Source organism: uncultured Marinobacter sp. (genome assembly GCF_963974375.1).
In the GTDB taxonomy this organism is placed as follows: Bacteria; Pseudomonadota; Gammaproteobacteria; order Pseudomonadales; family Oleiphilaceae; genus Marinobacter.
Genome location: NZ_CAXBDN010000143.1, coordinates 1 through 10,884, shown reverse-complemented (window position 1 = coordinate 10,884; position 10,884 = coordinate 1). Strand labels below are relative to the sequence as shown.

Sequence of the window (10,884 nt, the reverse complement as noted above, 5' to 3'; positions counted from 1 at the left end):
CATCATGTGCAAGGCCATGAACCGTTCGTTCATCAGCGTGATCATGGGAGGCTTTGGTCAGACCACCTCCGGCAGTGCCGCGGTAACCGGTGACCAGACGGTTCATGAGGTTACCATTGACGATGTCTGTGACGAGTTGCGCAACGCTGAATCGGTGATCATTGTGCCCGGCTACGGGATGGCGGTGGCCCAGGCCCAGAATGCCATCAGTGAGATCACCAAACTGCTGCGGGAGCGGGGGGCAAAGGTGCGCTTCGGCATTCACCCGGTGGCAGGGCGCCTGCCTGGCCATATGAATGTGTTGCTGGCAGAAGCCCACGTGCCCTATGACATCGTGCTGGAAATGGACGAAATCAATGAAGATTTTCCACAAACAGACGTGGTGCTGGTGATCGGGGCCAACGACACGGTCAATCCGGCCGCTGCCGAAGACCCGGTGAGCCCCATTGCGGGCATGCCTGTGCTGGAAGTCTGGAAGGCCCATCAGGTGGTAGTGCTCAAAAGGGGCATGGCCACGGGCTACTCGGGTGTGGATAATCCGCTGTTCTACAAGGACAACACCCGCATGCTGTTTGGTGATGCCAAAGAGAGTGTGGACAAACTGTTGGGTGGGCTGCGTTCCTGAGGTAAGGTTCAGGCGGCAAGCACCCGCCTGAACACTTCACGATAACGAGGCCCCATGGCAATCCAGTCTGCTGGCACCCGCCTGAACAAATACATCAGCGAAACCGGTTTGTGCTCCCGTCGGGAGGCAGACCGGCTGATTGAAGATGGCCTGGTGACCATCAACGGCAAGGTTGCCGGCATGGGCGAACAGGTGGCCCCGGGAGATCACGTCAAGGTGCGGGGCAAGGCCCTGCGAGAGAAACCCCGGCCGGTCTATCTGGCCTACAACAAACCCGTTGGTATTACCTGCACAACAGATCCCGCCGTACCGGAAAACATCGTGGATGCGGTGAACTATCGGGATGGGCGCATTTTTCCGGTGGGTCGTCTCGACAAGCCCTCGGAAGGATTGATCCTGCTTACCAATGACGGTGATATCGTCAACAAGATCCTGCGGGCCGGCAACGCTCACGAGAAGGAATATATCGTGACCGTTGATCGCCCGTTCGGGTCTGAATTTGTGCAGGCCATGGCCTCCGGCATACCGATTCTGGGAACTGTGACCCAGCCCTGTGAGGTACGCCAGACAGCGGCCACCACCTTCAACATCAAACTGACCCAGGGGCTGAACCGGCAGATACGGCGGATGACCGAATATCTGGGCTATGCGGTGGTGAAGCTGCGCCGGGTGCGCATCATGAATATCCGCCTTGATGGCCTCAAGCCTGGTCAGTGGCGGGAGCTGACCGGCCAGGAAATGGATCTGATTGACCAGATGGTGGCAAGCTCCAGCAAAACGGAAGATGCCAGTGTGCCGGCGGCCAAACCAGCCCGAAAAAAGCCTGCACCGAAAGGAGCGAGCGCCAGAACTCCGCAAGGGAAAGGCCGGCAACCCAAAGCAACATCTGCAAAATCCGGATCGGCAAAACCAGGATCAGCAAAACCCGGAAAACCGAAATCGGGCTCGCCCAAGTCCGGCAGCGGCCGGGGCAAGCCTTCCGGAAAACCGGTTCGTACTGGACGTCCCGGCCCGGGCTCCGGCAAGCCGGTTGGCAAAGGCCGGCCGGCTGGCGGAAAACCCCGCGGTGGGCGCGGTCGTTAGCCTTCGCTCTGATTCAGCACGGCGGGCTTTTTCAGGGCTCTGGCAAACAGATCCTTTTCCTCGGCGATGGCAATGGCGACTTTTTCCGCCAGGGCTTCATCCAGCCCCTCCACCCGGGTCTGCAGGAACTGGGTAATCTCATCCGCCAGTTCCAGCATCTTGTCGCGGGCGTCCGCATCAGCTTTCGATGAGAACAGCAGGGTGTCCGGGTGTTTCAGTGCCATCTCCAGTCCGTCCCTCTCTGAGTAATACAGTGCCTGTACTGCCATGAACCTGTCTCCGTCTGTTGCCCCCGGTGAAATCTGGTGTCCCGGCGGGCGCGTGGTGTACTCGGGCCAAGTCTATCTCAATATAGTGTATATGCATACAGTAATCGGCGATGTTCCGCAGCGATTTCAGGTCGGTGGCGAACCGCCAGGGGCAGGCTCTTCCGATCCGGATTCATCCCGGTATTCTGGTTCGGGTTCCCCCAGAATCGCCGGTGGTGGCTCATGGGGAGGCGCGGGCGGTGTGCCGGCAACATGATCGTGCTCCTCCACAAAGCGCTGGATGCGTTCCATCAGGATGGCCTGGTGCAGTTCCTTCAGGCGATATTCACTGCGCAGGGATTTGAGCAGGGCCGCGGCCATGAAGATCATCAGGATCATGAAGGGGAAGGCGGCAACAATGGAAATGGTTTGCAGCGCTTCCAGGCCGCCGCTCATCAACAACACCCCGGCTACCAGCACCTGTACCACGCCCCAGGTCACCCGGGATAGCCGGGTCGGGGTGAGCACGCCCTTGCTGGTAAACATGCCCAGCACAAAGGTGGCGGAATTGGCGGAGGTAATAACGAACAGGGTAATCAGGATCAGCATCAGTATGCTGATAATTCCGGCGCCCGGGAGATACTCCAAGGTGGCAAACAGCGCCGAACTCATTTCAGTCTGCACTGCCTCGCCGAGAGAGGCGCCCTCAAACATTTCGAAATAGAGTGCGGAACCGCCAAAGGTGGAAAACCAGAGAGTGCTCAGCAGCACCGGCATACCAATCACTCCAACCACAAATTCGCGGATGGTACGGCCCCTGGAGATACGGGCGATAAAACTGCCGACAAAGGGCGCCCAGGACAATCCCCAGGCCCAGTAGAAGATGGTCCAGCGCTCTACCCAGTCATCACCGGTGTAAGGGGTCATGACCAGGCTCATGCCGACCACATTGCCAAAGTAGTCACCGATGGCGTTGGTCATAGCGGCTGTGATGAAATCGGTGGGTCCGGCAAAGAATACAAACAGCAGCAGGGCCGCTGCCAGCATCATGTTGGCGTCACTGATATAGCGCACGCCACTTTCAAGAGGCGCCAGAGCGCAGAGCAGGAACACAATGGCAATACCGCCCAGAATGGCCAATTGCTGACCGGTACCGAAGCCCATGTCTCCCACTGACACCAGGCCACTGTTGATCTGTATAACGCCAAGTCCCAGGGTAGTTGCCACGCCGAACACGGTGGATAGCACCGCCAGTACATTAATGGCGTGGCCGGCGCTTCCGTCAACCCGGTCGCCCATGGTGGAGCGGAAGGCTTCACTGATCAGCCCCGGCCGTTGCTGACGAAAGCGGACGTAGGCAATGGCCAGACCGACAATGGCGAAATTGGCCCACTGGTGGAAGCCCCAGTGAAACAGCGAGTAGCTCATGGCGAGGCTGGCGGCCTGTGGGCTCTCGGGAGCCGCTTCGCCCAGCGGCGGATCAACGTAGTGGCTCATGGGCTCGGCAATTCCCCAGAATACCAGGCCGACGCCCATGCCGGCCGAGAAGATCATGCCAAGCCAGGTGGCAAAGGAGAATTCCGGATTTTCGCCATCGGCACCCAGCCGGATCTGGCCGTAGTTGCTGGTGGCAAGACCCACGCAAAACACCAGGAATCCGGTGGTGGTAAACAGGTACAGCCAGCCGAAGTGAGCGGTTGTGAAATTCAGGGCGTGATTGGCGCCGCTGGCGAGATGGGTGGGCCAGCCAACACCGAGAACGACAAAGGCGAGCAGAAAAATCAGCGACAGAGAGAAAACCCACCCGGGGCGTCTGGTCATGGTGTCCGGTTCCGTGCGTGAGTGCTGAGCAAAGGTCTGCGGTGAACAGATTGCCACCTTATCATAGTGTTGCTGTGGGTTTTCAGGGGGCATCAGCATCCCGCGATGGCGTTGAATTACGGAAATCTCTCTAAATGGTCATGGAAACTGCGGTGGCGCCGTATTGCTGAAAGAGGGGGGGTCTGTCATAACCTCAGCGGTTAATGGCTTCTCAAACAAGGTAACGCTGATGATCTCTCATAAATTGAATTCTCTGCTCCGTTTTCCGGCCCTGATGGGGCTGGTGATGGTGCCAATGCTGATGGCCACTGGCGCCCGCGCCACTACGCTGGCAGAATCCGTGGTCGAGTCTTCGCCTCTGGGTGAAATGAGTCGTCAGTATCCTGCCATGGTCCGTGAGGGAATCCGTGAGGGTCTGGTGGCCAGTGGTTATGTTGAGCCAATGATGGCGGACTCGGTGGCAGGTCTGGCCAGTCTTGCGTTCAGTGCGCAGCGGATGAGGACACAACTGGTAGCCGATCTGGATGGGAGCCTGAACCAGGATCAGCTTGAAGCGGTTCAGGCCTGGTATCGCACGTCTCTCGGACAGCGCTTTGCCGCGGCCGAGGCGGCTGCCTCCAGACCGGATGCCTGGGACCTGCTCAACGAGCGGTCGGCTGCTCTGGCTGAGGCTTCCCTCGATAGGGCACGGGCGGCGCTGTTTGAACGCTATGACCATGCCGTAGCGGCCAGTGACATCACCGCCAGTATTGCCGAGTCCGCCCAGCGACGGCTGATTCCAGCGTACATTGCGGTCATGGGTGACCGGGCGCCGGATGCAGAAACGCTTGAGCAAAACATCGAGCAGTACCGGCCGGTGGTTCGCCAGCAGATCGAAACACAGGTCTACCATGCTTTTCTGAGTACCTATCAGAATTTCAGTGACGCGGAACTCGAGCGGTATCTGGATTTTCTGGAGTCACCGTCGGGCCGCGCCTTTACCGAAGTGGCCGCCTTCAGTATCGAGAACGGATTACTGGAACCTCTGGAGGCCGTGAGCTCCCAGATGGCACGGCTGCTGGGAGGAAACCGTTGACGTCGGTGTGATGCGTGTAGTCAATTTACGGCCGTAAGGTCACTTCTGAGATATAACATGGCCCGTTTTGAACAGATCGGCAGTGCCACCATTCCAGGTAAAGGTACCGAGCTCAGGTTGCTGCAGCGCAATAACGAATTCTCCATCAAGATCGCCGGTACCACCGGTGAGCTGATGAACAGCCGCCTCCATGGCTCCGAGGATGCTCTGGCAACCCTGGCCTGTGAACGTATTGCCGGGCAGGCGGCACCGAAGGTGCTGATTGGTGGTCTGGGCATGGGCTTTACCCTGGCGGCCGCGCTGGCTGCGCTTGGCAAGGACGCCGAAGTAACAGTCGCGGAACTGGTGCCACAGGTGGTTGACTGGAATCGTGGGCCTTTGGGAGCTGCGGCCGGCTATCCGGTCAACGACCCCCGTACCCGGATTCATGTGGGCGATGTTGGCCAACTGCTGAAGCAGTCAGCGGGTACCTGGGACGCGATCATGCTGGACGTGGATAACGGCCCTGAAGGTCTGACCCGCAAGGAGAACGACTGGATCTATTCCCGTGCCGGGCTGCTGGCCGCTCAGGCGGCACTGCGCCCGGAGGGTGTGGTGGCCTACTGGTCAGCCGGCCAGGACCCGGCATTTACCGAGCGGCTTCGTGGTATCGGATTTGCCGCCGAGGCGGTAACGGTGCGTGCTCACAAACCCGGCAAGGGTGCGCGTCACGTTATCTGGCTTGCCTGGTAGCGGATAAAGGTCTCGTCAGCGATGGCGCGGCCTCATTCCTGCAGGCTTGACCAGCTGACCACCCGGTTTCTGCCGGAGGTTTTGGCCCCGTAGAGCGCCTTGTCTGCGCGGGCTATAAGGCGGTCCAGATCGTAGTCCGCGCCGGTGTCACCTTCAGGCTGGGTGCTGGCGACGCCGGCGCTGATGGTTACCCTGCTCCGGGTATCCTGACTGACCTCCAGGGGAGTATCCGCGATGGCTGCCCGAAGCCGTTCAGCTACCTCGGCGGCACCGGTCTCATCGGTGCGCTCCAGCACAATGGCGAACTCTTCACCCCCCACCCGGGCAATTACATCAACGTCCCGGACAATGCGTTTGGCGATGCGGGTCAGGTGGATAAGTGCCTGATCTCCGGCTGCGTGTCCGAAAGTGTCGTTGATGTTCTTGAAGTAGTCCGCGTCAAAGGTAATCAAAGACAGCACCGTGTTTGCGCGCTCGGCCCGTTTCATGGCCATTTGCCCCAGCTCGAAGAAGTGACGCCGGTTGCTGGCGCCGGTCAGGGCATCGGTACGGATGGCTTCTTCCAGCTGCCGGATCAGCACTTCCCGCTCCTGACGCATGCGATCCCGTTCACTGATTTCGGCGACGAGTTTCTCGTTGATGTCCGCCAGTGCGTGAGTTCGCCGGGTTACCCGCTGCTCCAGGCTGGCGTTCAGCTCATTGAGCTCCCGGGTCTTGTCCTTGAGGCCCTTGATCAGACCACGGAAAGTGTTCGACAGTACCTTGACCTCTTCATAATCGTTTCGCTGACGTATCAGGGTGTCGCTGGCCGCGTAATCCAGCTGGCGTGCCTCGTCGGCCATTTCCAGCAGGGGGCGGGCGACCCGTTTGGCTGCCAGCCAGGCAAAGGCCGCAAACACGGCGGACAACACAATGCCGATAATCAGGAAGGAATTGCGCAGTTCCCGGGCCGGAGCAAAGGCTTCGGAGGTGGGCTTGCGGACCATCACCAGCCAGTTGAAGCCTTCGTATTCATCACGATCCCGGAGGCGGCTGAAGCCAATAACGTATTCTTCCGAGTTGCTGGCGTCAGAGTCTGTGGCCATTGAACGGATCAGATAACCTGAGGTGCTGTAGTTGGTGGCCTGCAGGAGGTTTGCAGATATCTGCTGGTCGATGACCGGGTCCGGGCCATACAGAATCTTGCCGGACTGATCGGCAACCACCAGTTCGGCGCCAAGACGCTCCTGTAATGGTCGCAGCAGGGAATCACCAACATGGCCAACCCAGTCCAGATACAGGTGGGCACCGAGAACTCCCAGCACGCGGTTGTTGTCCCGGGACATCACCGGCACGGCAACATCCACAAACCGCAGTGGTCTTGATGAGGAATTGCCGAGTTTTGATTCCAGCAGCAGGGCCGGGTGCGCATCGCCCAGATAAGGGCCTTCCAGCGCCGCCGTAAACCATGGGCGCTCAGCTACATTGACGCCCTGGAGAAGGCCGCGGGTACTCGCCATAACCTTGCCGTCCGGGGCAACCAGGCCAATCCAGGCGTAGTGAACAAAGTTGTTCTGTAGTTCGTCCAGCAGCTCGGTCACGTCCGCAGACTGGCCATCCTCCGCGACCCAGGTGGCCATTCTCGCAGCTGCTTTCAGATCGGAGTAACGCTCATACAGATCGGCCTCCAGCTTGTCCCGCAGCTGCACTGACACCTCTTGCAGGTTCTGCTCGACTGACTGCCGCAGTTCTTTTGAGGCAAGATGATTCACCAGCCCGGTCGCGATCATTGTCGCGGTCAGAGTGAGTCCGCCGAACAGGAGGATAAGCCTGGTTTTCAGTGTGTTATAAATTATGTCAGTCGTCCGGAAATGAAATTGTCTCGCTTGCGTCCAAGTCTATCAGGACTGCATTCATTTGTCGGGTAACCTGTTTACAGTCTGACCAACCGGTTGGCCAGATACCGGCCGGCCAAGGGCTGGCCCCGCCAATGCGGGCCAGCCCTTCAAAGCTTAGCTGATGCGGGTAAGGGTCACATTAATATTGCCCCGGGTTGCGTTGGAGTAGGGGCAGACCTGATGGGCCGCGTGAATCAACGCGTCGGCCTGTTCCGGATCCAGCCCGGGCAGGGCAATACGCAGCTCCACTTCGATACCAAAGCCACCTTCGGTCGCGCCGATACCCACCAGTCCTTCCACTGACAGGTCTGCAGGAAGCTGGATCTTCTGTTTGCCGGCGACCACTTTCATGGCGCCGATAAAGCAGGCCGAGTAGCCCGCCGCGAACAACTGCTCGGGGTTGGTGCCTTCGCCGCCAGCACCGCCCAAAGCCTTGGGTGTGGACAGTACCAGGTCGAGGGCGCCGTCTTCGGAATGGGCGCGGCCTTCACGGCCACCGGTGGCAACGGCCTGGGCACGGTAAACCACTTGCTTGATGGACATAGTCTGATCTCCTTGATCGATGCTGATTGGTTGACTGAATTGTTCAGGACAGCAGGGCCATAATGGTACAAAATTAGATTGTGCACAACTTAAAATGCGTCAGCAGCGATACGAGCGCCACGGGATACTGTTTATCCGTGTTTTCCCCCTCTGACGGCGGCATGCGGAAACCTGTACAATGCTGGCCTTCTGCGCAGCCGCGCACCCGCTTATCACATCGTTAATGGATTGTTTCCTTGATCTCCACCGCCAATATCACCATGCAGTTCGGGGCCAAGCCTCTGTTTGAAAATGTGTCCGTCAAGTTTGGAAACGGCAACCGCTACGGGTTGATCGGTGCCAATGGCTGCGGCAAATCGACCTTTATGAAAATTCTGGGCGGTGATCTGGAGCCGTCCTCGGGCCAGGTGATGCTGGACCAGAACATTCGCATGGGTAAGCTGCGCCAGGATCAGTTCGCCTTTGAGGACTGCACGGTGATCGATACGGTGATCATGGGGCATGAGGAACTGGCCCGGATCAAGGCTGAGCGCGACCGGATCTATTCGCTGGCTGAAATGAGCGAGGAAGACGGCATGGCGGTGGCGGATCTGGAAGTTCAGTTCGCGGAAATGGACGGTTACACCGCCGAGTCCCGTGCCGGTGAATTACTGCTGGGTCTGGATATTCCCCTGGACCAGCACAATGGCCCCATGAGCGCGCTGGCCCCCGGCTGGAAGCTGCGGGTGTTGCTGGCCCAGGCGCTGTTTTCGGATCCGGACGTGCTGCTGCTGGACGAGCCCACCAACCACCTGGATATCAATACCATCCGCTGGCTGGAAACCATTCTGGTGGCCCGCAACAGCACCATGGTGATCATTTCCCACGACCGCCACTTCCTGAACAGTGTCTGCACCCACATGGCGGATCTGGACTACGGCGAGTTGCGGCTGTTCCCGGGTAATTACGACGAATACATGACCGCTGCCACCCAGGCCCGCGAGCGCATGCTGTCTGATAATGCCAAGAAGAAAGCCCAGATTGCCGAACTGCAGACCTTCGTCAGCCGGTTCTCGGCGAACGCCTCGAAGGCCAAGCAGGCAACCTCCCGGGCTCGACAGATCGACAAGATCCAGCTGGAGGAAGTCAAGCCGTCCAGCCGGATCAGCCCGTTTATCCGTTTTGAACAGACCAAAAAGCTGCACCGCCAGGCGGTGACGCTGCGGGAGGTCAACAAGGGCTTTGATGGTGTGCCGCTGTTCAACAAGCTGAACCTGCAGATCGAAGCCGGTGAGCGGGTAGCCATCATCGGACCCAACGGCATTGGTAAAACCACGCTGTTGCAGTGCATGTCCGGTAACCTGACGCCGGATTCCGGTGAAGTGAAATGGACTGACAGTGCCGAGGTGGGGTATTTCGCCCAGGATCACACCGCCGATTTTGCCGAAGACATGAATCTGACCGACTGGATGTCCCAGTGGACCCAGGGTGGCGAGCAGCTGGTGCGAGGCACCCTTGGTCGTATGCTGTTTTCCGGTGATGACATTGCCAAATCGGTACGGGTGATTTCCGGCGGTGAGCAGGGCCGCATGCTGTTCGGCAAGCTGATACTGGAAAAGCCCAATGTGTTGCTGATGGACGAGCCCACCAACCACCTGGACATGGAGTCCATCGAGGCCCTGAACCTGGCTCTGGAAAACTACCCGGGCACGCTGATTTTCGTCAGTCATGACCGGGAGTTTGTATCATCGCTGGCGACGCGGATTGTTGAGCTGAAGGCCGATGGCATCACCGACTTCAGCGGCACCTACGAGGACTACCTGCGCAGCCAGGGCGTGGTGTGAGCCGCTCACGGAAGTTGGCGATCTAATAACCAAACGATCTTAAAGCGGCCGGAGTTCCGGCCGTTACCCCCTCAAGCAAGGCTGCAATGTCAGTCCGAACAGAGCAAGAGGTGGTGTTCATGGTTTCTTCTCCTATCAATCCCGGTCAGGGTTTCGACGGCAACAAGCCGGTCACTCAGAATCCGGGCCAGGGCAGCAGGGCCCAGGCCCGTCCGGTCCAGGACAATCCATTGCCGGCACAGGCGGCAGCACCGGAAAAGTCCCGGGGTCTGGGCAATGTCCGCACGGCGGAAGAGGCCATCAACATGCTTCGGGTCCGCCTGGAGCAGCAGCTGGAAGCCCGCATGGGCAAGCTGTCTGTCCCATCACCTATGAGTGCCCGTTTCGAGCCGCCCTCGGCTGCTGATGTGGCCGGCCGTATTCTCAACTTTGTGCAGGCACGCCTGCAGCAGGAAGCTGATTCCGGGGCCGATCCTGAGCGTCTGGCGGAACTGATGTCCCAGGCCCGCTCCGGTGTCGAGAAAGGCTTTTCTGAAGCCCGGGACCAGATCGCGGCGCTGGGTCTGATGAACGAAAAGCTGGCCGCGGATATCGACGACAGCTTCAGCCGGGTTCAGGACGGCCTCAAAGACCTGGAAGCCCGCTTCCTGGGTGCTCCTGACCGTGTGGGTTCCGCTCCGGTTGAAGGAGCGACCGCCAGTCTTATCGAGAGTGCCAGTCGTAATCAGTTCAGCTTTGAAGTGGAAACCGCGGACGGTGACCGGGTCACGGTTCGAATGGAAGAGCAGCAATACGCAGCCAGCAGTCGTAGCCAGGGCCAGAACAGCGGTGCCACAGTGGCCAGCGCCACCGATGTGAGCATCTTTTCCGGTCGTTACGCCTTCAGTGTTGAGGGAAATCTGGATGCGGGTGAGCGTGAGGCGCTGGCCGGCCTCTTCGCCGACGTCCAGACCGTTGCCGGCAAGTTCTTTGAGGGCGATATCCAGGGCGCGTTCAGCGCCGCTCAATCCCTCAACCTGGGGGGGCCGGAGCTGGCCAGTTTCAGTCTCAACCTGAC

At 59.3% G+C, this 10,884-nt stretch carries 10 protein-coding genes; 6 read left to right on the top strand and 4 right to left on the bottom strand.

Annotation, left to right across the window (positions count from 1 at the left end; all coding sequences use genetic code 11):
- The coding region (locus tag AAC035_RS12730) for an NAD(P)(+) transhydrogenase (Re/Si-specific) subunit beta (protein WP_339804748.1) at window positions 1-625 on the top strand (625 nt) is incomplete at its 5' end.
- A 54-nt stretch (window positions 626-679) separates the two neighbouring features.
- Entirely contained in the window at window positions 680-1,708 is a 1,029-nt protein-coding gene (gene rluF / locus AAC035_RS12725) for a 23S rRNA pseudouridine(2604) synthase RluF (RefSeq protein ID WP_339804747.1), read from the top strand.
- Here the strand turns inward: rluF and AAC035_RS12720 are convergent.
- Together AAC035_RS12720 and AAC035_RS12715 are read right to left on the bottom strand one after the other, a co-directional pair.
- Entirely contained in the window at window positions 1,705-1,977 is a 273-nt protein-coding gene (locus AAC035_RS12720) for a YebG family protein (RefSeq protein ID WP_339804744.1), read from the bottom strand. The genes rluF and AAC035_RS12720 overlap by 4 nt on opposite strands.
- A gap of 126 nt (window positions 1,978-2,103) precedes the next feature.
- Entirely contained in the window at window positions 2,104-3,777 is a 1,674-nt protein-coding gene (locus AAC035_RS12715) for a BCCT family transporter (RefSeq protein ID WP_339804741.1), read from the bottom strand.
- A gap of 229 nt (window positions 3,778-4,006) precedes the next feature.
- Between AAC035_RS12715 and AAC035_RS12710 the strand changes: the two genes are divergently transcribed.
- Both AAC035_RS12710 and AAC035_RS12705 read left to right on the top strand, forming a co-directional pair.
- Window positions 4,007-4,852 (top strand): DUF2059 domain-containing protein, encoded by an 846-nt coding sequence (locus AAC035_RS12710; RefSeq protein WP_339804738.1) that lies wholly within the window; start codon window positions 4,007-4,009, stop codon window positions 4,850-4,852.
- Between the two features lie 57 nt (window positions 4,853-4,909).
- On the top strand, window positions 4,910-5,584 hold the full coding sequence (locus tag AAC035_RS12705) for a hypothetical protein (RefSeq protein WP_339804735.1): 675 nt from the start codon (window positions 4,910-4,912) through the stop codon (window positions 5,582-5,584).
- Window positions 5,585-5,616: 32 nt separating this feature from the next.
- Here AAC035_RS12705 and AAC035_RS12700 read toward each other — a convergent pair whose 3' ends face one another.
- Window positions 5,617-7,353, bottom strand: coding sequence for a diguanylate cyclase (locus tag AAC035_RS12700; protein ID WP_339804733.1), 1,737 nt, complete (start codon window positions 7,351-7,353; stop codon window positions 5,617-5,619).
- Between the two features lie 222 nt (window positions 7,354-7,575).
- Complete coding sequence (locus AAC035_RS12695; protein WP_339804730.1) at window positions 7,576-8,004, bottom strand: organic hydroperoxide resistance protein; 429 nt, start codon at window positions 8,002-8,004, stop codon at window positions 7,576-7,578.
- Between the two features lie 236 nt (window positions 8,005-8,240).
- Here AAC035_RS12695 and AAC035_RS12690 point away from each other — a divergent pair, with 236 nt between their 5' ends.
- Together AAC035_RS12690 and AAC035_RS12685 are read left to right on the top strand one after the other, a co-directional pair.
- Window positions 8,241-9,827 (top strand): ABC-F family ATPase, encoded by a 1,587-nt coding sequence (locus tag AAC035_RS12690; protein ID WP_339804728.1) that lies wholly within the window; start codon window positions 8,241-8,243, stop codon window positions 9,825-9,827.
- A gap of 119 nt (window positions 9,828-9,946) precedes the next feature.
- A partial coding sequence (locus tag AAC035_RS12685) for a DUF5610 domain-containing protein (protein ID WP_339804725.1) occupies window positions 9,947-10,884 on the top strand: 938 nt, incomplete at its 3' end.

Coding starts and splice junctions, on each gene's coding strand:
- rluF (WP_339804747.1), top strand. CDS start 680: ATGGCAATCCAGTCTGCTGGCACCCGCCTGAACAAATACATCAGCGAA.
- AAC035_RS12720 (WP_339804744.1), bottom strand. CDS start 1,977: ATGGCAGTACAGGCACTGTATTACTCAGAGAGGGACGGACTGGAGATG.
- AAC035_RS12715 (WP_339804741.1), bottom strand. CDS start 3,777: ATGACCAGACGCCCCGGGTGGGTTTTCTCTCTGTCGCTGATTTTTCTG.
- AAC035_RS12710 (WP_339804738.1), top strand. CDS start 4,007: ATGATCTCTCATAAATTGAATTCTCTGCTCCGTTTTCCGGCCCTGATG.
- AAC035_RS12705 (WP_339804735.1), top strand. CDS start 4,910: ATGGCCCGTTTTGAACAGATCGGCAGTGCCACCATTCCAGGTAAAGGT.
- AAC035_RS12700 (WP_339804733.1), bottom strand. CDS start 7,353: ATGATCGCGACCGGGCTGGTGAATCATCTTGCCTCAAAAGAACTGCGG.
- AAC035_RS12695 (WP_339804730.1), bottom strand. CDS start 8,004: ATGTCCATCAAGCAAGTGGTTTACCGTGCCCAGGCCGTTGCCACCGGT.